This window comes from Bacteroides fragilis, assembly GCF_019583405.1.
In the GTDB taxonomy this organism is placed as follows: Bacteria; Bacteroidota; Bacteroidia; order Bacteroidales; family Bacteroidaceae; genus Bacteroides; species Bacteroides fragilis_B.
Genome location: NZ_SZUU01000005.1, coordinates 242,340 through 267,749 on the forward strand (window position 1 = coordinate 242,340; position 25,410 = coordinate 267,749).

Consider the following 25,410-nt stretch of genomic DNA (forward strand, 5'->3'; position numbering starts at 1 on the left):
TTTTGGTCAGTTTTTGCTATTTATTGAATAATAATTATCCTCCTTTCTCCAATATTTCCCCAATCTTTGTAACATGAAAATTTAAAATCTGAAGCAAAAACATGAAAAACAAAGTACTGATCATAGTAGCTATCTTATTACTTCTTCCCAATGCATTGGCATGGGCACATCAGCCCGCAGACGGAAACCTGAAGCATTTTACAAAGAAAGACGCGACGACGGCGATGAATGCTTTTCATTCTACTTTTTATAATCCGGATATGAAGTTGTATGCCATATCTTCGGATATGAAAGGAAGAGCTGCCATCTGGGTGCAGGCTATCTATTGGGATATGATTATGAACGCGTATAAACGTACGAAGGCTCCTAAATATCGCCAGTTGATAGAAGAGGTGTATCAGGGAGGATACGAACAATACGATAAATACAATTGGGACAATAAAATCGAATGGTTCATTTATGATGATATGATGTGGTGGATTATTTCGCTGGCACGTGCTTACGAAATCACGAATGACCCGAAATACCTGGCACATGCCTCTTCGGGATTCTACCATGTCTGGAAAGAGTCGTATGATAAAGAAGGGGGGGGCCTGTGGTGGAACTTCAAGCACGATGGAAAGATGGCTTGCATCAACTATCCGACTACGGTGGGTGCCATGACTCTTTATAATGTAACCAAAGATCCCGATTATCTGGAAAAGGCAAAAAGTGTATATGCATGGTCGAGGGATGTCTTTTTCGACAAGGAGAAAGGCCGCATAGCAGACAATATGCACTATCATTTCCAGAGACAGAACGGTATGGACATAGACTGGACAACCCAACTTTATAATCAGGCTACATTTATCGGTTCGGCCGTGATGCTGTACAAAGCAACCGGCGAGAAAGCTTATCTGGACGATGCCGTTCTGGCTGCCGACTACGTCCGCAACGAGATGTGTGATGCCGATGGATTGCTTCCATTCAAAAATGGAGTGGAACAGGGAATTTATGCTGCCATCTTTGCGCAGTACATCATTCGCCTGATAGAAGATGGCAATCAGCCCCAATATATGGACTGGCTTCGTCACAACATAGACGTGGCGTGGAACAACCGGGATGTAAACCGTAATGTGACATTCAAGGATGCAGCCAAACCCTGCCCGACAGGTGTGATGGAAAGCTATGATGCCAGCGGATGTCCCGCACTGATGCAAGTGATTTCTCCATTCAAATAACAACACAAACACGTGACAACACAAACACATGAGTAAGAGGGTATTAGTTTTGATTGGTTTGTTTTTGGCCTGTGGCGGCGTCTATTCTCAAACCGCCACAGGCACAAAAACGAATTTCCAGACAGCAGAGTCGTGGAAACCGGAAACAGATGTGCGTGCCGATGCCGTGATGGTATACGGAACGCTGGATAAGAAAGGCGTTACTTTTGAGCAACGCATTCAATCGTGGAGAGACAAAGGATACCGGGCTGAGTTTATGACAGGGGTAGCTTGGGGAGATTATCAGGATTATTTTCTTGGAAAATGGGATGGGGTGAAAGATCACCTCAAAGAGGGCCAGCGCGACCGCGAGGGGCGGGAGATTGCGCACGGGCACTTGATCCCCTATATTGTGCCTACTGAGAGTTTCATCCGTTACATGCAGGAGAAGCAGATCAAACGGGTGATCGATGCGGGCATTACTTCTATTTATTTGGAAGAACCGGAATTCTGGATGCGGGGCGGATACAGTGAAGCCTTCAAGTCCGAATGGCAAAAATATTATGGATTCCCGTGGAGAGCTCAACATGAATCTCCTGAGAATACATACTTATCGAATAAACTGAAATATTATCTGTACTACAACGCGCTTAATCAGATATTCACGTATGCCAAAACGTACGGCAAATCGAAAGGACTGGATGTGAAGTGCTTTGTGCCTACACATTCACTTGTCAACTATACATCGTGGCAGATCGTAAGTCCCGAAGCGAGCCTGGCTTCGCTGGATTGTGTGGATGGGTATATCGCGCAGGTCTGGACGGGAACCGCCCGCGAACCGAACTATTATGACGGAGTGAAGAAAGAACGGGTATTTGAGAATGCTTTTCTTGAATATGGATGTATGAAATCGATGACAGCCCCGTTGAACCGCAAGATGTACTTCCTGACCGACCCCATTGAAGATCGGGCGAAAGACTGGCTCGATTATAAAATAAATTACCAGGCTACTTTTGCCGCCCAGCTGATGTATCCGGCGGTAGACACATACGAAGTGATGCCTTGGCCGGACCGTATTTATCAGGGGCTGTACCAAGTAGCGGGAACAGACCGGAAAGAACGTATCCCGCGTGACTACTCCACACAGATGCAGATTATGGTGAATACGCTGAACGACATACGGACTTCGGAAACTCAGGTGAGCGGTACGCACGGCATCGGGGTACTGATGGCAAATTCGCTGATGTTTCAGCGTTTCCCCGATCATGATGGCTATGACGATCCGCAATTCAGCAGTTTCTATGGACAGACCCTGCCGTTATTGAAAAGAGGAATACCGGTGGAGTTGGTACACATGGAGAATACTCCGTTCGGTGACACATTCAAGGGGCTGAAGGTGCTTGTAATGTCTTATTCGAACATGAAACCGATGGAACCCCGATATCATGATTTTCTGGCAGACTGGGTGAGAAAAGGCGGAGTTCTGATCTATTGTGGCGAAGATATCGATCCTTATCAGTCGGTGCTTGAATGGTGGAATTCCAACGGAAATCAATATAAGGCTCCTTCGGAACATTTGTTCGAGAAACTGGGACTGGACAGAGTACCTGCTGCCGGAACTTACCCTTGTGGAAAAGGTATGGTGACCGTTATACGTGAAGATCCGAAACACTTTGTGCTGAAAAGCGGAAATGACCGGCAATATTTCGATGCGGTTTCGTCTGCTTACAGAAAGAGTGCCGGGAAAGAAGTAGAACTGAAAAACAGTTTCCTGCTCGAACGGGGCCCATATACCATTGCTGCCGTATTGGACGAAAGTGTATCGGATGCTCCGATGGAACTTTCGGGGGTGTATATCGACCTGTTTGATAAAGATCTTCCGGTATTGACACATAAGGTGATTCGTCCGGGCGAACAAGGCTACTTATATAATGTCAAACGGGTTTCGGGACGGGCAAAGGCGAAAGTGCTTTGCGGTGCCTCCAGGATATACGATGAAAAGGCAGGAAAACGAAGTTATTCGTTTGTAGCCAAGAGCCCGTTGCATACGACTAACGCTTCGAGGATATTGCTCCCTAAACAGCCGATACGGGTTTGTGTGAACGGGAAGGAAGAGCCTCAGCCGGAGAAATTGTGGGAAGAGCGTTCGCATACCCTGCTCTTGAAGTTCGAGAACGACCCCGCCGGCGTGCAAGTAGATATTGAATGGTAAAAACTATAAAAAAAGAATCTGAAGTTATGAAGCTTAAACTATCGACTCTGTTCTTGGGTGCAGCTGCCATGCTGAGCAGTTGTGGGGCACCGCAGGACGTCAAGAGTGAAAAAAGTGAGATGCGTGCACCGGCCTATCCGTTGGTGATGATTGACCCTTACACCAGTGCCTGGTCGTTTACGGATAATCTGTATGACGGACCGGTGAAACACTGGACCGGTAAGGACTTCCCGTTCTTGGGTGTTGCCAAGGTAGACGGACAGATTTACCGTTTCATGGGAACGGAAGAACTTGAGCTGCTTCCGCTGGTTAAGACCTCGGAACAAGGCAGATGGACAGCTAAGTATACAACAAAGAAACCGGCTGACGGCTGGCAGAATGCCGACTTTAATGATACGGCATGGAAAGAAGGAGAAGGTGCTTTCGGTACTATGGAAAATGAAAGTACAGCCAAAACTCAGTGGGGAGAAGAGTATATCTGGATACGCCGTAAAGCGGATATTAAAGACAACCTGCAAGGTAAAAATGTATATCTGGAATATTCTCACGACGATGATGCTATCATCTATGTGAATGGCGTGAAGGTGGTGGATACCGGTAACTCGGCTAAAAAACATATGCTTGCCAAACTGCCGGAAGAGGCTGTGGCCGCACTGAAACAGGGAGAGAACCTGATTGCAATTTACTGTAATAACCGTGTTGCCAACGGTCTGATCGATTGCGGTCTGTTGGTAGAGAAAGACAATACACAGAACTTTACTCAGACAGCAGTGCAGAAATCGGTAGACGTGCAGGCTATGCAGACCAACTACGAATTTACTTGCGGACCGGTGGACTTGAAACTTGCGTTCACTTCACCTCTCTTTATGGATAATCTCGATTTGATGACTCGTCCGGTGAGCTATCTTACCTATGAAGTGGCTTCGAGTGACGGAAATAAACATAACGTAGAACTTTATTTCGAAGCAGGACCGCAGTGGGCACTCGACCAGCCTCATCAGGAAGCTGTAGCCGAAAGCTTTACAGAAGGTAATTTGCTATATCTCAAGACGGGAAGCCGCAACCAGGAAATATTGGGTAAAAAGGGAGATGATGTCCGCATTGACTGGGGATACTTCTACATGGCTGCCGATAAGGAAAACAGTTCATGCGCTACCGGAGAGGGAAAGACTTTAAGAAAGAGCTTCATCGACGGAAAATTGACATCATCCAAAACCGATGGAAGTGACAAGCTGGCGCTGGTTCGCTCACTGGGTGAAACGAAGAAAGCGGAAGGACATTTGCTGCTGGGTTACGATGACTTGTACTCTATTCAGTATTTCGGCGAAAATCTTCGTCCGTACTGGAACCGCAATGGAAACGAAACCATTCAGTCGCAGTTTGCGAAAGCTGATAAGGAATATGATGCAGTGATGGATAAATGTGCTGCATTCGATGCTAACCTGATGAAAGAAGCTACTGAAGTAGGCGGACGTAAGTATGCCGAACTCTGTGCATTGGCTTATCGTCAGGCAATCGCTGCCCACAAATTGGTGGAAGCCCCCAATAAAGACCTGCTGTTCCTCTCAAAAGAGAACTTCAGCAACGGTTCGATCGGTACGGTGGATATCACTTATCCTTCTGCTCCTTTGTTCCTGGTATACAATCCGGAACTGGCAAAAGGTCTGATGAACCACATTTTCTATTATAGCGAAAGCGGAAAATGGAATAAGCCGTTCGCTGCACATGATGTAGGTACTTATCCGTTGGCTAACGGCCAGACATACGGTGGAGATATGCCGATCGAGGAATCGGGAAATATGCTGATATTGAGTGCAGCCATCGCCATTGTCGAAGGAAATGCCGACTATGCGCAGAAACACTGGGATGTATTGACAACCTGGACCGATTATCTGGCTCAATATGGACTCGATCCGGAAAATCAACTTTGTACAGACGACTTTGCCGGACACTTTGCACACAACGCCAACCTGTCTATCAAAGCCATCCTGGGTGTAGCGTCTTATGGCTACCTGGCCGATAAGCTGGGCAAGAAAGAAGTGGCTGAGAAATATACACAGAAAGCCAAAGAAATGGCTGCCGAATGGGTGAAGATGGCAGACGACGGCGATCACTACCGCCTGACTTTTGACAAGCCCGGAACATGGAGCCAGAAATACAATCTGGTATGGGATAAACTGATGAATCTGCAGATATTCCCTGAAACAGTTGCACAGAAAGAGATAGCTTACTATCTTGGCAAACAGAATCAATATGGATTGCCGCTGGATAACCGTGAAACTTATACCAAGACCGACTGGATTATGTGGACTGCTACACTGGCACCGGATAAAGCCACATTCGAGAAGTTTATCGACCCGGTTTACCTGTTCATGAACGAGACTACCGACCGTGTACCGATGTCTGACTGGGTATTTACCGATCGTCCCAACCAGAGAGGTTTCCAGGCTCGTTCGGTAGTAGGCGGATACTATATCAAGATGCTTGAGAAGAAGTTGAAAAAATAAGATTCTGTCACAGGTTACACGGATTTTCACAGGTTAATCATTTTTCCCATTGATATTGAAGATTAAAAAATCTGTGTTAGTCCGTGTGATCTGTGGTGAATTTAAAACTATTAATATCATGAAGAAATTAGCGCTATTACTTGTTGGCGTATTGGGTACTGCTCTTTGTACTTTTGCAAAGAACACAACAGAGCCGGTGGACTATGTGAGTCCGTTGGTTGGTACCCAGTCAAAACATGCTTTGTCTACCGGAAATACATATCCGGCTATTGCCATGCCTTGGGGAATGAACTTCTGGGTGGCACAAACCGGAAAGATGGGTGACGGATGGGCTTATACCTATGATGCCGATAAAATCAGGGGATTTAAGCAGACTCACCAGCCCAGCCCGTGGATTAATGACTACGGGCAGTTTGCCATTATGCCTGTTACGGGAAAGGTCGTGTTCGATCAGGATCAGCGTGCGAGCTGGTTCTCGCATAAAGCTGAGGTTGCCAAACCGTATTATTATAAAGTATATCTGGCCGATCATGATGTAACTACCGAAATTGCTCCGACCAGCCGTGCGGCGATGTTTCGTTTCACTTTTCCTGAGAGTAAAGACTCTTATGTAGTGGTAGATGCTTTCGACAACGGTTCGTATGTGAAGGTGATTCCGGAAGAGAACAAAATCATTGGATACACGACCAAGAACAGTGGAGGTGTACCCGAGAACTTTAAGAATTATTTTGTACTGGTGTTCGATAAGCCGTTCACTTTTACCGCGGCAGTTACCAACGGTAACATCCGTCCGGGTGAGTTGGAATCGAAAGATAAACATGCAGGTGGTATCATCGGGTTCTCTACACGTCGTGGAGAGACGGTCAACGTACGCGTGGCTTCTTCTTTTATCAGCCCCGAACAGGCAGAACAGAACCTGAAAGAGCTGGGTAAAGACAATCTGGAAGCTGTTGCAGTCAAAGGACGTCAGGAATGGAACAAAGTTTTGGGACGTATTGAGGTGGAAGACGATAATACCGATCATCTCCGTACATTCTACTCTTGCCTCTATCGTTCGGTACTTTTCCCGAGAAGCTTCTACGAACTGGATGCCAAAGGGAAACCGGTACATTACAGTCCCTACAACGGTAAAGTGCTGCCGGGATATATGTTTACCGATACCGGTTTCTGGGATACATTCCGCTGCCTGTTCCCGTTCCTCAACCTGATGTATCCTTCGATGAACGAAAAGATGCAGGAGGGACTGGCAAATACTTACAAGGAAAGCGGATTCCTTCCCGAATGGGCAAGTCCCGGTCACAGAGGCTGTATGGTAGGTAACAATTCCGCTTCGGTAGTGGCTGATGCCTATCTGAAAGGATTGAAAGGCTACGATATAGAAACTCTTTGGGAAGCTGTGAAACACGGTGCAAATGCTGTTCATCCACAGGTTTCTTCTACCGGACGTCTCGGTTATGAATATTACAATCAACTGGGCTACGTACCTTATAATGTAGGCATCAATGAAAATGCCGCCCGTACGCTGGAATATGCTTATGATGACTGGTGCATCTATCAGTTGGGTAAAGCCTTGAACAAGCCCGAAGAGGAGATAGCCGTTTATGCACAGCGTGCCATGAACTACAAGAACCTGTACGATAAAGAGCATAAGCTGATGCGTGGCAAGAATAAGGACGGACAATTTCAGTCACCGTTCAATCCGCTGAAGTGGGGAGATGCCTTCACCGAAGGAAACAGTTGGCACTATACCTGGTCTGTATTCCATGATCCTCAGGGACTGATCGACCTGATGGGCGGACAGCAAGGGTTCAATCAGATGATGGATTCTGTCTTTATCCTGCCTCCTGTGTTTGATGACAGCTATTACGGTGGTGTGATTCACGAAATCCGTGAAATGCAGATTATGAATATGGGACAGTATGCACACGGTAACCAACCCATCCAGCACATGCTATATCTGTACAATTACTCGGGGCAACCGTGGAAAGCACAGCATTGGATTCGTGAAGTGATGGATAAACTCTATACACCCAATCCCGACGGTTATTGCGGTGACGAAGACAACGGACAGACTTCGGCATGGTATGTATTTTCTGCTATGGGATTCTATCCCGTTTGTCCCGGAACGGATCAGTACGTGATGGGTACGCCGTACTTCAAACAGATGAAGCTGCATCTGGAGAATGGCAAGACCGTGCAGATCAGCGCACCGGGCAATAGCGATGAAAACCGTTACATTGCGTCAATGACCGTAAACGGTAAAATATTGACTCGCAACTACCTGACACATAAAGAACTGATGAACGGAGCGAAGATTACGATGAAGATGTCGTCTACTCCGAATAAACAGCGTGGAGTACGCGAATCGGATTTCCCGTATTCGTTCTCTAAAGAGGTACGTTGAGGCTGGACAGAAACAGATTACTTAATAAAAACCAATCAAGATTATGCCAGGAAAAAACTCAAAGAAAATGATCGGAGCATGTGTCGTTACTGCGGCACTGCTCTGTGCGCCTTCAGCACTGAGGGCCGAAGGTATGTTGTCGCATTATACTTGTGTGGCAGATGCTATTCAGAAAGACAATCGTCCGGAACCCGCTAAGCGTCTGTTCCGTTCGCAGGCTGTAGAAAACGAAATCATACGTGTACAGAAACTGTTGCGTAACTCAAAGCTGGCCTGGATGTTTACCAATTGTTTCCCCAATACACTGGATACCACCGTACACTTCCGCAAAGGCAAAGACGGCAAACCCGATACTTTTGTATATACAGGAGATATTCATGCCATGTGGCTCCGTGACTCGGGGGCTCAGGTATGGCCTTATGTACAACTGGCCAATTCCGATCCGGAACTGAAAACGATGCTTGCCGGAGTTATCAACCGCCAGTTTAAATGTATCAATATCGATCCGTATGCCAATGCATTCAATGATGGTCCTAAAGGGGGTGAATGGATGAGCGACCTGACGGATATGAAACCTGAGTTGCATGAACGCAAATGGGAGATCGACTCGCTTTGCTATCCGTTGCGCCTGGCTTATCAGTACTGGAAGACAACAGGGGATGCCAGCATCTTCGATGAAGAATGGATACAGGCAATCACCAACATATTGCGTACTTTTAAGGAGCAACAGCGCAAAGACGGTGTGGGTCCGTATAAGTTCCAGCGTAAGACAGAGCGTGCTCTCGATACAGTGACCAACGACGGACTGGGTAATCCGGTAAAACCTGTCGGACTGATTGTTTCTACTTTCCGTCCTTCGGACGATGCCACGACATTGCAGTATCTGGTTCCGTCCAACTTCTTTGCCGTATCTTCACTCCGCAAGGCAGCCGAGATACTGACAACCGTGAATAAGAAGACAGCTTTGGCCAATGAATGCAAGGCTTTGGCAAACGAGGTGGAAACAGCCCTGAAGAAATATGCCGTTTACAACCATCCCAAATATGGGAAGATTTATGCTTTCGAGGTGGACGGTTTTGGTAACCACATGCTGATGGACGATGCCAACGTTCCGAGCCTGCTGGCAATGCCTTATCTGGGTGATGTGTCGATTGATGATCCGATTTATCAGAATACCCGCCGTTTTGTATGGAGTCTCGACAATCCTTACTTCTTCAAAGGTAAGGCAGGCGAGGGCATTGGCGGACCACACATCGGATACGATATGGTATGGCCCATGAGTATCATGATGAAAGCTTTCACCAGCAAGGACGATGCGGAGATCAAGTCGTGCATCGAGATGCTGATGAACACGGATGCAGGTACAGGCTTCATGCACGAGTCTTTCCATAAAGACAATCCGGAGAAATTTACCCGTGCCTGGTTCGCATGGCAGAATACTTTGTTCGGTGAGTTGATCCTGAAACTGGTGAATGAAGGTAAAGTGGATATGCTGAATAGTATACAGTAAGAATATAACGAAACAGAAATGAATGAGATTCACCACAGAGTAGCACAGAGTCCCACAGAGATTGATTGGCTGCGCTCTATTTGTTTTCAGACAAAAGAACAGATGAACAAATAAAGAATAGTTTGTCCTTTTGTTCATCTGTCTAAAAAACTCAGTGGGACTCCGTGTCGCTCTGTGGTGAATAAAACTCAAAACAGTTTAATCATGAAAAAATTAGCTATATGGGCACTGAGTGCCCTCTTTGTAGCCGGTTGTGCAGAGACAGAAAAGGCTACTACGGATTCCGGTTTGGTAAAGAGCAATTTCCAGACTGAGGTGGGCGGAAAGAAAACCGATTTGTATGTACTCCGTAATCAGAACAACATGGAGGTTTGCGTCACTAATTTTGGAGGACGTATTGTTTCGGTAATGGTTCCCGATAAGGAAGGGGTGATGCGTGATGTAGTGTTGGGCTTCGACTCTATTCAGGATTACATCAGCAAGCCTTCGGACTTCGGTGCCAGCATCGGTCGTTATGCCAATCGCATTAATCAGGGAAAATTTACTTTAGATGGAGTTGAATACCAGTTGCCGCGCAATAACTACGGACATTGCCTGCACGGTGGTCCGAAAGGATTCCAATATCAGGTATACGATGCCAAGCAGGTGGGACCGCAGGAACTTGAGTTGACTTATCTTTCAAAAGACGGCGAGGAAGGTTTCCCCGGTAATATCACCTGTAAGGTTATTATGAAGCTGACAGATGATAATGCCATCGATATCAAGTATGAGGCAGAAACGGATAAACCGACCATTGTCAATATGACCAACCACTCTTATTTCAATCTGGACGGAGATGCAGGCAGCAATGCCGATCATCTGCTGACTATCGACGCCGATGCTTATATTCCGGTGGACAGTACCTTTATGACCAGTGGCGAGATTGTAACAGTGGAAGGTACTCCGATGGACTTCCGTACACCGACTCCGGTTGGAAAACGCATCAACGATTTCGATTTCGTGCAGTTGAAGAACGGCAATGGTTACGACCATAACTGGGTGTTGAATGCCAAGGGCGATATTACCCGTAAGGCCGCTACTCTTGAATCACCCAAAACCGGCATCGTCCTTGATGTATACACTGACGAACCCGGTATTCAGGTATATGCAGGAAACTTCCTTGACGGTTCGCTGACCGGAAAGAAAGGTATTACTTACAATCAACGTGCTTCTGTCTGTCTGGAGACTCAAAAGTATCCCGATACTCCGAACAAACCTGAATGGCCTTCGGCTGTATTGCGTCCGGGTGAAACCTACAATAGTCATTGTATTTTTAAATTCTCGGTAGATAACGGAAAATAACACAAGCGTTTTTTTTAGTTGTATTGGCATAAGGAATATAGGGTCCGTCAGACTTGCTTCTATATCCTTATGCCTCTTTTTATATGCTGTTTTTAATTCGGTCGATGCCTTGCGGGGGAGCGCACAGATTGGCGCCATGCTCCTGCATTGTATGGAGCGTTTTGACCTGACTTACATTAAAAAAATCATATTATGGGAAAGAAAAATATTAGTACCGGAGTATGGCTGCTGGGGCTTCTGATTGGGTTTTGTTCTTATACAGGAGTTGCCGGAGCAAGAAACAGATCAGAAATAAAAGCTGTGACAAAATCAGTTCCGTTGGGCGATCCTTTTATTCTATTGCACGATGGAACCTATTATGCTTACGGAACGCATGCGGCCGACGGCATTGAAGTGTATACGTCAAAAGATCTTAAGAAGTGGAAACTGCACGGGCTGGCACTTCATAAAGATGATGTTTGGGCGGATAGTCGCTTCTGGGCACCGGAGATTTACGAGGTCAACGGGAAGTTTTATATGTATTATACGGCAGACGAACACATCTGTGTGGCCATGGCCGATTCTCCGTTAGGTCCGTTCAGGCAGAACGAGAAGAAACCGATGGTTGCTGACGAGAAGATGATCGATAGCTCCCTGTTTATCGATGAAGATGGAAAACCTTATCTTTTCTTCGTTCGCTTCAATGATGGCAATAACGTATGGGTAGCGGAATTGGAGAACGATTATATGACGATTAAAACGGAGACGATGCGTCCTTGCATTCATGTTTCGCAGGCATGGGAAGAAGTGTGGCCGCGTGTGAACGAAGGATCTTATGTGCTTAAACATAACGGATTGTATTACATGACTTATTCCGGTAACAGCTTTGAGAGCCCATTCTATGGGATCGGATGTGCCACCGCTACGGATATCATGGGGGAATGGACCAAATATCGGGAAAATCCTATTTTGCAGAAACCGGGGAATTTGCAGGGAGTGGGACATAGTGCCATGTTCAGGGATAAAAAGGGCAGACTTCGCATTGTTTATCATGCGCATAAAGATAAAGAGCATATTCATCCACGGGGCATGTACATCGGTAAGGTCTATTTTGAAAAGATGGATGGTATAGACCGTATGCGGATCAGCAAGGAATATATCGTTGCGGAATTGGTCGAATAAACCGGGGTTGTAGAAATTGATATGGGCGTAAGACGGATGGATGAATCCGGAGAATCTGTTGTCCGATAAAAAGGGTGTAGCCTTAAGGGTGGAAGGGTGTAGCTATCTATACGGTGTGGCTACACCCTTTTGTTGTTGGGGTTACACCCGGATATATGTGATTCCTGAGTTAGACTGCTCTAAAAAGCAAAGTAAAATTAAAATGGCTATGTTGAAAGCTAATATTCCACTTAGAGATCTACATGTGAAATGTAAAGAGTTTGATAATCCTCGACTGTATCGGGTTGACTCACTCTCATTGGATTTTGATTATTCTTTGACTCCATATGTTTTTATGATTGATAAGAAAGGATATATTTCCGATTTTTTTATACCAAGAAAGGAATTTCCCGATCAGACAAAGAAATATTTGGAATGTATATTTAAGTAATACAGAAAATGTAAATTCAATCTTTACATACTGGTTGCTTTGAAAAATGCACCAAGCTTGGGAAGAAGTCCGGTCCCGGGGCAACGAGGGCTCTTATGTGTTTAAACACAAGGGGCTGTATTTATATGACTTCTTCCGGCAATAGCTTTGAAAGTCCGTTCTATGGGGTAGGCTGTGCTACGGCAACCGATATAATCGGCAAATGGATCAAATACGGTGGAAACCTTATCTTGCAGAACCCCGGCGCTTTTGCAGGGTGTAGGGCATAACACTATGTTCAAAGACAAAGAGGGAAAGTTTCGTATCGTTTATCATGTACATATAGCAAAGATTGTATTACTGCAGAGCTGGTAAAGTAAAGCAGAGAGAGCGATTTGATAGTATGATTCTATTTATCTGTATCAGCTTTCAAAAAGTTATTAAAATGCTTTTTTTGATAACTTCCTCTTTCTTCCTTTCTGTTCAACCGGAAGGATAGGAGGGCGATAGCCGGGATAAATGCAATGAAAAACCGGGCTTTTTGGACTCTGAAGCCGGCATTTCCCGAAAAAGAAGTAGGCATCCGGCACAAAAGAAGTAAGTATTTACTCTAAAAGAAGTAAGCAATTTCCGAAAATGCTTACTTCTTTTTTGAAAATCTCCTAATGTTTTGCACGATTACATATATTGTTCCGTAATAGAGAGATTATTTTGCTCCTTTTTTTTCTGGTTGACAAGCACAGGAGACTACTCTCTGACTTTCTAAAAGCGCTTTCTTTTTGCGAAAAACAAACACGAGTACTCTTACTTTCTCCTTTGTGTGTTCATTGTGTTGCGAAAACGTCTGGATTCCTGCAATATGATAAACGGAAAAATGAAATAGAGACGATTTTTAGTACGAACCTGACTCATGTACTGAAATAATCAAGCCTGAGAAGGGTTGTTTAGCAAATTGTCAAAAATATAAGTGATCTTTTCAGAAGTTATTTCTTTCTAATGCATCCTTTGTTGTATCGGATTTATTGTTATTTTCTTTTAAGGATATATTTGTAGTTATTATCTTTGTCAGACTAATGAACTAAAACTGATTATTATGAAAAAGATTTGATTATGGTTAAACTTTTATTGATATGTCTGGCAGCGATAGTAATGATCTCTTGCGGATCGGAGCAGGAAAAGTTAACCGTGTATATTCCTGATACGTGTACGGATACTCTTCAACACGAAATCTTCTTGTCGGAAGAAGAAGGACTGAATATTTTCTATGATTTGTGTGTAACTGATTCTTTTTGTGCTTTTTTGGACGCACGTAATGATACATTGTTAAAGATCTTCACAGCTACAGTTCCTCCTGCTTTTGTTGGATTGGGGATGAAAGGAGAGGGCCCGGATGATTTTCTTTTTCCTTTTTTTGAGAAGTCGATAGGTAGGGGAGGCAAGGGAAAGCTGTCGTTCATTGAATTGAATAGTTGGAATAAAAAGACTGTTGCGATTCATTCGGCAGCATCTCCCGGCCCTGTCGCTGTTTCTGTTGTTGAGGCACAACAATTGCCGGAGATACCTGCGGTCAGGGATTATAATGAAACAGACTCTTGTGTATATGGCATTGATGTAGATATGCAGCATGGTTTGTTTTTCATTTATGATAAGCATGCTGCCCAGGTTAAGACAGTGGATTATCATCGTGATATTAAGTCCGGATATCCGGAAGGACGTTTATCTTATCTATACGAGAACTGTTTAATGGTAAATCAAGATGCAAAGGCAGCTTGTACGGGATTACTGAATCTGAACTCTCTCTGTTTTTATGATTTAAAAGGAAATCTGATGAAAGAAATAGTGATAGGGAAAGAGCTGAAATCCCCGGAGTATGATCCTGAGTTTCTTGATTTTCCGAATGCACCTAAATATTTCATTTCTCTTTGTGGCACGCCCAATTATCTTTATGCCCTTTATAACGGTTTCCCGGGTACTTCGGGTAAATCAAAGATTATGGCCTTTACCTGGCAAGGTGCTCCGGTTGCCATTTATCACACAGATGTAAAATTGGAGAGAATTGCTGTTGATCCATCCGGCAGATATGTATTGGGACTGAATATAACGGAAGAAGGAGGGAGTGATGTGCTGAAGTTTGAGCTTTAGGTATTAGCTGAATCTTGCTGAAGAATATTCTGACTAATGTATTGTTCGGACTCTCGGAAGTTCCGGTTGAACAATTTATGCAATCATCAAGTGCCTTTTCCGAGATTGGATTCTTCCATAATGAGAGTTGCAGTGCATTCACTTAAGGCCTACCTTAAAGTGAATTCACTGCAACTCTTCTATCTCAGCTATGTGTTTATGTTTGTGGCGCTACTTATATAGCAAGTACATATTATTGTTTCTTATTCAGGAAGCGCTTAGCCAGATATTTGCGTACCGGTTCATCATATAGCTTCAAGCATAGATAAGCAAACAATATGTTCCATGCGTAAACGCATAAGGCAACTTGCCAGGTCTCTCCTAATGTGAAAAGTTGATTTTTGATCAACCATGCATAGAACAAATACATGAATGGATAATGTATCACATAGATCGGATAAGATATATCTCCCAGGAATTTACATATTTGGGTTGACTTCTTATCCGTGGTGGTTCCCGATGCTCCTATCCAAAGCAGGATGGGGAAAGCTATGATAATACAGAATGCTTCATAAATGCCGTTTGTGCAGATTGATTCCGTTCCTTCCAAATAAGGCACTGCGAACAAGGCGATCATTACAAGGGTACATATCCAGAATGCACCTCTCAACTTCATGGGCTTGAAGTTACGCGATAAAAGCATACCCATGGAGAAGGGGAAAAGCATTCTTAATAATCCGCCTATAAAGTTTACACCGTCCAGTGTCCAGCCGACTCCTATGTTTCCATAACCCGAGACATTGAAGATGGCAAATGAAGCCAATGCTACTCCCAGTAATACTACAACTATGGTCAACGCTTTATTTGACAGACGACGAATGAACAAAGCGTAAAGGATATTGCCTATGTACTCGAAGAATAATGACCAGCAGGGGCCGTTCAATGGGAACATTTCGCCATTGCCGCGAACCTCGTAACCTACACCCGGCATCGCAGGGATGAAAAAGATGGTACAAAGAAGAGACAACATCACCATCGATATGCCGATATGTGTTCCGTCCCATTGTACGGAACCCTGGATATAGAATGTGATAGCACCCACTACGGCACCCATGATTACCATCGGATGAAGACGTATCAAACGGCGTTTAATGAAATCTTTCATGGTGAAATTCTTATCCCAACGATCATCATAAGCATAACCGATAACGAAACCTGAAAGGATAAAGAAGAAATCTACTGCTAAATATCCGTGGTTGAAGGTATCGATAGTGGTACCACCGGCAAAAGCATAGCCTTCGAATACATGATACCATATAACCATAAGAGCGGCTACTCCCCGGAGCCCGTCCAGTAGATGATAATGCGGCTTGGTATCTGCAAAAACTGTTGAAGAAATATTCGACATCTGTGTTTTATTAGTTAGTTAATATTTTCAGATGGCAAAGATACGGCTTGCAAAATGAAGTTCTTTTGCTTAAAAGCAAAAAAGACTGGCCGGGAGCTATTTTTTAGCGCGTACCCGGCTGAGTGTATAAATGGAAATGCCCAGAAATGCAGCGACATACTTCAGCTTTACCCGATTGATCAGTCCGGGGTAGCGCCTGTTGAACTGTTCGTATCGTTCCTTGGGAGAAAGCTGGAGTCTTTCCACAAACATGTGGCTGAGTTCTTTGTTGACGTCCTGATGCAAGATCCTTCCCCAGTTGGCTATATCGATATATTTTTCGTAAAGGGCGTTCAGTTCGTCTATATGAAGAACGTAGATTTTGCAATCCGAAAGGGTTTCAATACTCTCTATGGACGGCTGTTTATAATATAACGAATCCATGCCGAAAGTAATGTCACCTTCTTGGCTGAACCAGGTGGTGGTATCTTGCCCGTTGTGATGAAATACAGAGCGGGTGACACCTTCTTCGATGAAATAAACCAGGCGGTCCGTTATTCCCGATTGCACTATATAAGTATCTTTGGGATAATATCTTATCTGCATGTTTGCCTGTAATGCCTGGAGCGCTTCATCCGAAACCGGGTATAACTGCCTGATCTTGTTTATGATGTTTTTCATTGGAGAGGAATTCATTATTCTATTTACAAACTTACATAATTTTATCAATTCCTGAAAATTATCGATCTTAAATCCATCCCTTTGATGTGGAAGAGAGGTAAATTTAATATATAGGTTTTTAGATATAAACAGAGGTTGTCAGCCCTGACAGGTTTCCTTTGTGTTTTATATTGGGGCTTTAGGGGAGCTGGAGTAAGCGTTGTGCTCGTTTTGACTTGTCCCTTAAAGAAGTTTAACGCCTCTATGTGCTTATATTCAGAGCTTTCCGTTAACTTTGTCTGAAACATAAAAACCACGCAACTATGAAATCTTTTTATCCTGTCCTTTACTTATGTTTCTTATTCGGATTGCTTCCGTTTCTGGGCAGTTGTTCGGAGGAGAATGAATCTTCCGGTACAATCGAAATGAATCAACTGCCGGGCACTGCGCAATCTTTTTTATCTAATTACTTTCCGGGACAAACTCCGGAGAAAATAGAAAAAACAAATACCGGTCAGGAAAATGTCCGGTTGCTTTATCGTGTTGTTTTTCCCGATGAAGTTAAAGTGGAATTTAGTGAAAATGGGGGATGGAAAAGATTGATGATTCCGGATCAAAAGTTACCCGAGTCCTTACATTCTCTTTGGGGAAGAATTATTGCATATGTACAGCAATTTTTTCCCGATGATCCGTTTATCGGTATAGAGAACGCCTGTTATGGAGATTGTGTGTTGTTAAGTAGCGGTAAGAAAATAGCGTTTCATTACGACGGGACATGCATCGGCTATGAAATGGATATAAAAGACGAATCCGGATTGCCGCAATTTGTGCGTGATTTTGTGGCAAAGCATTTCCCGGATGGAGTTTTCCAGGCAGTGGTGGAACATATTCCGAATGGGGATATTACTGCCGGCTATTCATTCTGGTTGGAGAATGGATTTACATGTGTGTTGAATGATCATGGTCAGTGGACAGAAGTGAATGGAGGAACTGAATTGGTTCCGGGCTCGATTCTGGAGACTTTGCCTTCAAAGGTAACCGAACAATTAAATCGGGATTATCCAACTGCGCAAGTTACGTACATTCGTTTAAAGGGTACCTGCTATACCATTCAGGTTAGTAAGACGGTATATGTGACTATTGATCCGGAGAGCAAACCGATAGTAGTACCTTTGATGCAGGCACAAGCTTTGGCAGAAGAGTATTTTGGCAAACAGCGTTCCATTTCCATCAGTCATCCGCTTCATGCAGATGTGCTGAATTTCAAGGTATGTCTGCCGAATGGATTTAATATGCTTGTCAACGAAGATGCCAGTGAATGGTTGAATATAGATGGAAACGGATTTACATTTCCTGAAAAGCTGGTGGCATCGCTCCCTGAAAAGATAACCGAATATATTTCAGCACATTCGAACTCCGAAATTACAAGGGTCGATCGTTCGGTTGCTGCTTCATTCTTAGTGGAGTTGACGAATGGTGACGGACTGATGTTTGATTCCCAGGGTGGTTTTCTTGGAAAAGAAAAAATAGAATTGAGCATTTCCGAGAAAATATACAGGTATATGCGACATCAGTTCCCGGATGACCTCAGTATGTATTTCTTTTCTTATACCATAGAGGGATGGGTGTATAAATTGGGAGACGGATCAGAAGTTAAGTTCGATCGGAATGGTAATTTTGTAGAAATGATCGCTGCAATGAAATGATTGGTGGTCGTTCGGAAAGTTTTCCGTTGAGGATGTGTCATAACTCTTTTCACCACGGAGTATCACAGAGTCTTTTTATTAATAATCAACAACTTAAAATCACCTCTGTGTTACTCTGTGTCCTCTGTGGTGGGTTTTGACACATCCCCAATATAAATGTTTGTAATCTTTTGTTTATCAATAGGACCCGGGTTTGTTTCCTGAGATCTCTGCTTGTATGGCTTCGAAAAGAATACTTGTCATTCTGTCAAGTAGAAATATGATTGATGAAAGGCTATAGAACCTTTTGTAGTCTGGAAATAGCTGAGGCATTGCACGAATTTTCTCCACTGACCGACAGTGTTACAGATGGGAGGGGCGGATTTCCAGTCCGTCCAGTATCTTCAAATATAATTCCAATGCCTCTTCTATTTCTTTAATCATGATATATTCATCGGCTGTATGCGAACGTGAAGAACGGCCGGGGCCTATCTTGACTGAGGGGAACGCCATTAAAGCTTGATCCGAGAGAGTAGGAGAGCCGAAAGGTGCACGCCCCAGTTTCTTTGCCTTCTGTACAAACGGGTGGCTTTCTTCGATACGTGAAGAGTTGAGGCGGAACGAACGGGCTTCAGCTTTGCAAGAGATATGCTTTTGTATTTCAGTAAACAACTCTTCGTTAGAGTACAGTTCGTTGCTACGCACATCTACTACAAAACTGCAACGGTCGGGAATGACATTGTGCTGCGTACCGGCATTGATCACCGTAACGCTCATTTTGACAGGTCCCAGTAATGGTGATTCTTTTGCAAAACGGTAGTCGCGGAACCAGGCAATATCGTCCAGTACTTTATATATCGCATTGTCACCTTCATTGCGGGCGGCGTGTCCTGCTTTTCCGGTAGCTGTGACATCGAGCACCATCAGCCCTTTTTCGGCAATGGCAGGTTGCATTTCGGTGGGCTCTCCTACTACGGCAAAACTGATGGGGGGAAGTCCCGGTAATACACTTTCGATACCACCTTTTCCGGATACCTCTTCTTCGCAAGAAGCCAAATAAATAAGGTTGTAACTTTGTTGCTTGCGGCATAGTTGCAGAAACACCTGTAGGAGTGTTACTACACTGGCACCGGCATCGTTGCTGCCCAATCCGTAAAGCTTCCCATTCTCTTCGCGTGGAGTGAACGGATCTTTCCGCCAACCGTTGACCGGCTTTACAGTGTCAATATGGGAGTTGAGCAGGATTGTCGGCTTTTTCAGGTCGAACATGGGACTCAGACACCAGATGTTGTTTCCTTTACGGCCTGTGGTCATGCCTTCGGCCTCGATATAATTTTGCAGATAGTCGGCTGCTTTTTCTTCTTCGCGGCTGAGCGAAGGGATGCTGATAAGAGATTTCAGCAGGCCGACAGCTTCGGATGTAATGGATTCGTCTATCATTTCTTTTTTGCTTTGAATGGATGCAAATGTACAAATAATACTTGAATCTTTCAGTTTGTCAGACAACTATTTATCAGGCGCTATATGGCTAAGTGCCTGACTCTGTTGAGCAAAATAATTCAGCATTCACACCTGATAATTCCAAATTAAACGATACCTTTGCAGACGAATAACTAACAACAAAGGATATGACTTATCATCATTTATCTGTCTTGGTTCATCGTCAGGCTGAAAAGTATGGCGACAAGACAGCCCTGAAATACCGTGACTATGAGAAGGCGCAGTGGATACCTATCTCTTGGAATGAATTTTCGCAAACTGTAAGGCAAGCTGCCAATGCCATGGTGGAATTGGGAGTACAGGAAGAAGAAAATATCGGTATTTTCTCTCAAAATAAGCCGGAATGTCTGTTTACGGATTTTGCCGCTTTTGCCAATCGTGCGGTGACGATTCCGCTTTATGCAACCAGTTCTCCGGCACAGGCTCAATATATCATCAATGATGCCCAGATACGTTTCTTATTTGTAGGCGAGCAGTTCCAGTATGATGCTGCTTTCAGTGTGTTCGGCTTCTGCCCCTCACTTGTACAGTTGATCATTTTTGATCCGGCGGTAGTGAAAGATCCGCGTGATATGAGTTCTATTTATTATGACGAGTTTTTGGCTAAAGGAAAAGATTTGCCGCACAATGAAGTAGTGGAAGAACGTACGGCACGTGCCAGTGCCGAAGATTTGGCAAATATCCTGTATACGTCCGGTACTACGGGCGAACCTAAAGGAGTCATGTTGCATCATTCTTGCTATTTGGAAGCATTCCGCATTCATGATATCCGTCTGGTAGATATGACCGATAAAGATGTTTCGATGAACTTCCTGCCGCTGACTCATGTGTTTGAGAAGGCATGGACTTATCTCTGTGTGCATAAGGGCGTACAGGTCTGCATCAATCTCCGTCCGGCCGATATCCAGACAACCATTAAAGAAATACGTCCGACATTGATGTGTAGTGTACCCCGCTTTTGGGAGAAGGTGTACGCCGGCGTTCAGGAAAAAATAGCCGAGACCACCGGAATAAAAAAAATGCTGATGCTGGATGCTATTAAAGTAGGCCGTATCCATAATCTGGATTATTTGCGGGTGGGTAAGACGCCTCCCCGAATGATTCAGTTGAAATATAAGTTTTATGAGAAGACTATCTATGCTCTGTTGAAAAAGACCATCGGAATAGAGAACGGTAACTTCTTCCCGACAGCCGGTGCTGCCGTTCCCGATGAAATTTGCGAGTTTGTACATTCGGTGGGTATCGATATGCTGGTCGGATATGGTTTGACAGAATCTACAGCGACTGTTTCGTGTACTTCGAAGACGGGCTATGATATTGGTTCGGTAGGTCAGGTAATGCCAGAGGTAGAAGTGAAGATCGGCGAAGATAACGAGATCCTGCTTCGTGGAAAGACCATCACGAAAGGGTATTATAAAAAGGCGGAAGCGACGGCTGCAGCCATCGATGAAGAAGGTTGGTTTCATACCGGTGATGCCGGCTATTTTAAAAATGGGCAGTTGTATCTGACAGAGCGTATCAAAGACTTGTTTAAGACATCGAACGGAAAATACATCGCTCCTCAGGCATTGGAAACCAAATTGGTTATCGACCGTTATATCGATCAGATAGCTATTATTGCCGATCAGCGTAAGTTTGTATCTGCACTGATTGTACCCGTATACGGCTTTGTGAAACAGTATGCCAAAGAGAAAGGCATCGAATACAAAGATATGGCCGAATTGTTGGAGCATCCTAAAATTACTGCTCTGTTCCGCGCACGTATCGATACGTTGCAGCAGCAGTTTGCCCATTACGAACAGATTAAACGATTTACGTTGCTTCCCGAACCGTTCAGCATGGAAAAAGGGGAACTGACTAATACCCTGAAGTTGAAACGCCCGGTAGTGGCACGCAATTATAAAGAGGTAATTGATAAAATGTATGAGGAGTAAGAACACAAAATTTTGTATATCTTTGCTCCCCATAATTAATGAAAACCATAAAAAAGAAGTATGATTACTATTGAACAACTTAAAGACGTGAAAGAGCGCACTGATGCGCTGAGGAGGTATCTTTGACATCGACGGGAAGAAAATTCAGGTCGAAGAAGAACAATTAAGAACGCAGGCTCCGGGCTTTTGGGATGACCAGAAGAAGGCCGAAGCACAAATGAAACTGGTAAAAGGACTGCAAAAGTGGATTGAGGGATACAATGAGGTCAAGACACTGACAGACGAACTGGAACTGGCTTTCGATTTTTATAAAGACGAATTGGTCACCGAAGAAGAAGTAGACGAGGCCTATGCAAAGGCATTGGAGCATGTCGAAAATCTGGAGTTGCAGAACATGCTTCGTGATGAGGCCGACCAAATGAGTTGCGTGCTGAAAATTAACTCCGGTGCCGGTGGCACGGAGAGTCAGGACTGGGCATCGATGCTGATGCGTATGTATCTTCGTTATGCCGAGACCAATGGTTATAAAGCAACCATGGCCAACTTGCAGGAAGGTGATGAAGCGGGTATTAAAACCTGTACCATCCAGATTGAAGGCGACTATGCTTATGGATATCTGAAAGGTGAAAACGGTGTGCACCGTTTGGTTCGTGTTTCTCCTTACAATGCGCAGGGTAAGCGTATGACTTCTTTTGCTTCCGTGTTTGTCACTCCGTTGGTGGACGATAGCATTGAAGTGAATATTTTGCCGGCCTGTATCTCTTGGGATACTTTCCGTTCGGGAGGTGCCGGTGGACAGAACGTAAATAAAGTGGAATCCGGCGTCCGTTTGCGTTATCAGTACAAGGACCCTTATACCGGAGAGGAAGAGGAAATCCTGATTGAGAATACCGAAACCCGTGACCAGCCTAAGAATCGGGAGAATGCGATGCGTCAGTTGCGGTCTATTCTTTACGATAAAGAATTGCAGCACCGCATGGCAGAACAGGCTAAAGTGGAAGCCGGTAAGAAAAAAATCGAATGGGGATCACAGATACGAAGCTATGTCTTTGACGACCGTCGTGTAAAAGACCATCGCACTAACTTCCAGACCTCTGATGTAAACGGAGTGATGGATGGAAAAATAGAAGGATTTATCAAAGCCTATCTGATGGAATTTTCTTCGGAAGAAGCTTAAAAATAACAGAATTGTAACATCCTCCGGATTTTTCTGCTCCGGGGGATGTTTTTTTATTTCCTTTCTTTGTCCGTCATTTTATTCTCTATATTTTTGGCAGGTTAAAAGATTTGTTCTTACTTTGTTAGCGTTGAACTTTAAAGCTAACGATTATGAGTAAGAATAAGAAAAAAGTAACACACAGCAAGAAAGAAGAAGAACAAGCCAAAAAGGTTGTTAAGATAGTTTTTGTCTCGTTGGTCATTCTGGCATTGGCTATGATTATCGGTTTTTCTCTTTTGGGCTGAGAGTGAGTGATTAGTGACTGACAATTAGTGATTAGTACCGTATAGATGAATTGTACTAATCACCGGTTATTAGCTGCTAATCACTGCCAATTAATCGCTAATCACTAAAAAGACGGATGAACAAGCAACTGATTACTATTTTTTCTATCTTCTCAATTACTTGTCTGGGGATGGTTTCTGCCCAGGAGTCTAAATCTTTTCTTCCTGAGGTGAAGAAAGAATCATTAACCTTCAGTTCGGAGGACAATAAGTTTAAACTGACTTTCAATGGCCGTATCCAGGCAGATGGAGCGGTGTTTTTGGGAGAGGACTACCAACCCATAGGCAATGGTGTCGGATTCAGGCGTGTACGTTTGGGAGCTACTGCTGCTTTTGGCAAAAGGCTGTCCGGTAAGATAGAGATGGATCTTACCGACGGTGGCTTTTCATTGAAGGACTGTTTCATCAAATATGCTTTTCCGAATGGGTTTTATTTTAGAGCAGGTAATTTTAAAGAGAGTTTTGGTATGGCTGCAATGACCTCCTCGGGCGATTTATGGTTTATGGAGAAAGCGAATGTGGTATCGGCATTTGCTCCTGAATATCATATTGGCGTACAGGGAACTTGGGAACATGACCAGTTCCTGGGGGTAGCGGGTGTACATTTCAAGCGAATTGAAGGTAATAAAGAAAAAGATTATTCTGAAAGTAACAACAAAGCTGGAGAAGATGAAGGAATATCGGTGACAGCCCGTGCTGTCTGGCAACCGATTTCGGCAGATAAGGTAAAAGGATTTCATTTGGGAATTGCCGCATCTTATCGCACTCCGAAGACAACAGTTGGTTCGCTGATGCCGAATACTGTGAGATATAGTACAAGATCACTGTCTTATATTAACAAAATCAAGTTTCTGGATACATCACCGATTGCTTCTGTTAGTCACGATTGGTTGGCCGGTGTCGAATTGGCCGGATTTTACAGAGGTTTTCGCTTCCAGGGAGAGTATATTATGAACAATACGGTGCGTATGGAAGGGTTGGCAACAGAGAAGTTCAACGGCTTCTATGTGCAGGCGGCTTATCTTTTGTTCGGTGGGCGGCAGCGATATAGTAAATCGCGTGGAGCCTTCTCCCAGCCCTCGTTTGGGCGTAGTTGGGGAGATATAGAATTGGCAGCCCGTTTTGACCGTATCGACCTGAACGGGACAGAAGTGATGGGCGGATCATCCAACGGATGGACATTCGGAGTGAATTATTATGCTACCCGGAATCTTAAATTTCAGCTCAATTATTCATATGTAGATAATGATAAATATGCCAATGCCTTCGGACAGGCAGCGGTAGGGTATAAATCGAACGGAGAGATTGCCTATAAACCTGAGGAAGTAGATGAGTCGTTGGGGAAAGGAGGGAATGCTTATGGTATTCTGGGACTCCGTATACAATTGAATTTTTAAATATGTCACAAGAGATAGAACGTAAGTTTCTCGTTAAAGGAGACTATAAATCACAGGCTTTTGCGCAGAGTCGCATTGTTCAGGGCTATATCAGCAGTGCTCGTGGAAGAACGGTCCGGGTACGTATCCGCGATGGAAAAGGTTACCTGACTATTAAAGGAGCCTCCGATGCCTCAGGGTTGAGCCGCTACGAGTGGGAGAAAGAACTGCCGCTTATTGAGGCAGAGGAACTGATGAAACTTTGTGAACCGGGAGTGATCGATAAGACCCGATACCTGGTTCGTAGTGGGAAACACGTATTCGAAATAGATGAATTCTACGGTGAGAATGAAGGACTTGTAGTAGCTGAGGTGGAATTGGGTTCGGAAGACGAAGTGTTTGTAAAACCCGACTTTATAGGAGAAGAGGTTACGGGGGACATTCGCTACTATAATTCCCAGTTAATGAAAAAACCGTATACTACCTGGTCGTAGCTAACAA

Annotated in this window: 17 protein-coding genes and 1 pseudogene; 15 read left to right on the plus strand and 3 right to left on the minus strand. The window is 44.2% G+C overall.

Annotated features, from left to right (window positions below; genetic code table 11):
- The first annotated feature begins 101 nt into the window (after window positions 1-101).
- The 9 genes and pseudogenes from FDF36_RS13340 to FDF36_RS13375 all read left to right on the plus strand — a co-directional run bounded on the left by FDF36_RS13340 (window position 102) and on the right by FDF36_RS13375 (window position 14,885).
- A complete protein-coding gene (locus FDF36_RS13340; protein ID WP_220391640.1) occupies window positions 102-1,220 on the plus strand; it encodes a glycoside hydrolase family 76 protein in 1,119 nt (372 codons plus the stop codon).
- 28 nt (window positions 1,221-1,248) lie between these two features.
- On the plus strand, window positions 1,249-3,411 hold the full coding sequence (locus FDF36_RS13345; RefSeq protein ID WP_220391641.1) for a hypothetical protein: 2,163 nt from the start codon (window positions 1,249-1,251) through the stop codon (window positions 3,409-3,411).
- 26 nt (window positions 3,412-3,437) lie between these two features.
- Window positions 3,438-5,918, plus strand: a complete 2,481-nt coding sequence (locus tag FDF36_RS13350) for a glutaminase domain-containing protein (RefSeq protein WP_220391642.1) — start codon at window positions 3,438-3,440, stop codon at window positions 5,916-5,918.
- A gap of 109 nt (window positions 5,919-6,027) precedes the next feature.
- Window positions 6,028-8,322 carry a GH92 family glycosyl hydrolase gene (locus FDF36_RS13355; RefSeq protein ID WP_259281446.1) on the plus strand — a complete coding sequence of 765 codons (2,295 nt, stop codon included), beginning with the start codon at window positions 6,028-6,030 and terminating at the stop codon, window positions 8,320-8,322.
- Between the two features lie 43 nt (window positions 8,323-8,365).
- Window positions 8,366-9,832, plus strand: coding sequence for a glycoside hydrolase family 125 protein (locus FDF36_RS13360; RefSeq protein WP_122132410.1), 1,467 nt, complete (start codon window positions 8,366-8,368; stop codon window positions 9,830-9,832).
- Window positions 9,833-10,036: 204 nt separating this feature from the next.
- Window positions 10,037-11,173, plus strand: a complete 1,137-nt coding sequence (locus FDF36_RS13365; RefSeq protein ID WP_220391644.1) for an aldose epimerase family protein — start codon at window positions 10,037-10,039, stop codon at window positions 11,171-11,173.
- 192 nt (window positions 11,174-11,365) lie between these two features.
- Entirely contained in the window at window positions 11,366-12,334 is a 969-nt protein-coding gene (locus FDF36_RS13370) for a glycoside hydrolase family 43 protein (protein WP_220391645.1), read from the plus strand.
- A gap of 482 nt (window positions 12,335-12,816) precedes the next feature.
- Window positions 12,817-13,085 (plus strand): annotated as a pseudogene (locus FDF36_RS21300) (family 43 glycosylhydrolase); the annotation flags it as partial.
- 768 nt (window positions 13,086-13,853) lie between these two features.
- The gene (locus FDF36_RS13375; RefSeq protein WP_220391646.1) at window positions 13,854-14,885 is read left to right on the plus strand and encodes a hypothetical protein; all 1,032 of its coding nucleotides are present in this window, start codon (window positions 13,854-13,856) and stop codon (window positions 14,883-14,885) included.
- Window positions 14,886-15,117: 232 nt separating this feature from the next.
- Here FDF36_RS13375 and FDF36_RS13380 read toward each other — a convergent pair whose 3' ends face one another.
- Together FDF36_RS13380 and FDF36_RS13385 are read right to left on the minus strand one after the other, a co-directional pair.
- On the minus strand, window positions 15,118-16,272 hold the full coding sequence (locus tag FDF36_RS13380) for an acyltransferase family protein (RefSeq protein ID WP_220391647.1): 1,155 nt from the start codon (window positions 16,270-16,272) through the stop codon (window positions 15,118-15,120).
- Window positions 16,273-16,368: 96 nt separating this feature from the next.
- Complete coding sequence (locus tag FDF36_RS13385) at window positions 16,369-16,932, minus strand: Crp/Fnr family transcriptional regulator (RefSeq protein WP_220391648.1); 564 nt, start codon at window positions 16,930-16,932, stop codon at window positions 16,369-16,371.
- 302 nt (window positions 16,933-17,234) lie between these two features.
- Here FDF36_RS13385 and FDF36_RS13390 point away from each other — a divergent pair, with 302 nt between their 5' ends.
- Entirely contained in the window at window positions 17,235-18,617 is a 1,383-nt protein-coding gene (locus FDF36_RS13390) for a PepSY-like domain-containing protein (protein ID WP_220391649.1), read from the plus strand.
- A 342-nt stretch (window positions 18,618-18,959) separates the two neighbouring features.
- On the opposite strand, the gene FDF36_RS13395 is transcribed toward FDF36_RS13390, so the two are convergent.
- The gene (locus FDF36_RS13395) at window positions 18,960-20,036 is read right to left on the minus strand and encodes a M20 family metallo-hydrolase (protein ID WP_220391650.1); all 1,077 of its coding nucleotides are present in this window, start codon (window positions 20,034-20,036) and stop codon (window positions 18,960-18,962) included.
- Between the two features lie 188 nt (window positions 20,037-20,224).
- On the opposite strand from FDF36_RS13395, the gene FDF36_RS13400 reads away from it, so the two are divergent.
- From FDF36_RS13400 to FDF36_RS13415, 5 genes are all read left to right on the plus strand, one after another.
- On the plus strand, window positions 20,225-22,030 hold the full coding sequence (locus tag FDF36_RS13400; RefSeq protein ID WP_005784128.1) for an AMP-dependent synthetase/ligase: 1,806 nt from the start codon (window positions 20,225-20,227) through the stop codon (window positions 22,028-22,030).
- Between the two features lie 60 nt (window positions 22,031-22,090).
- A protein-coding gene (gene prfB / locus FDF36_RS13405) for a peptide chain release factor 2 (RefSeq protein ID WP_122130148.1) occupies window positions 22,091-23,207 on the plus strand; the annotation gives its coding sequence in 2 pieces (ribosomal slippage) (window positions 22,091-22,153 and window positions 22,155-23,207; 1,116 coding nt in all).
- Between the two features lie 152 nt (window positions 23,208-23,359).
- On the plus strand, window positions 23,360-23,494 hold the full coding sequence (locus FDF36_RS21305) for a hypothetical protein (protein ID WP_005784133.1): 135 nt from the start codon (window positions 23,360-23,362) through the stop codon (window positions 23,492-23,494).
- Between the two features lie 116 nt (window positions 23,495-23,610).
- On the plus strand, window positions 23,611-24,930 hold the full coding sequence (locus FDF36_RS13410; protein ID WP_220391651.1) for an OprO/OprP family phosphate-selective porin: 1,320 nt from the start codon (window positions 23,611-23,613) through the stop codon (window positions 24,928-24,930).
- Window positions 24,931-24,932: 2 nt separating this feature from the next.
- Window positions 24,933-25,403, plus strand: a complete 471-nt coding sequence (locus FDF36_RS13415; protein WP_193683099.1) for a CYTH domain-containing protein — start codon at window positions 24,933-24,935, stop codon at window positions 25,401-25,403.
- Window positions 25,404-25,410: the final 7 nt, after the last annotated feature.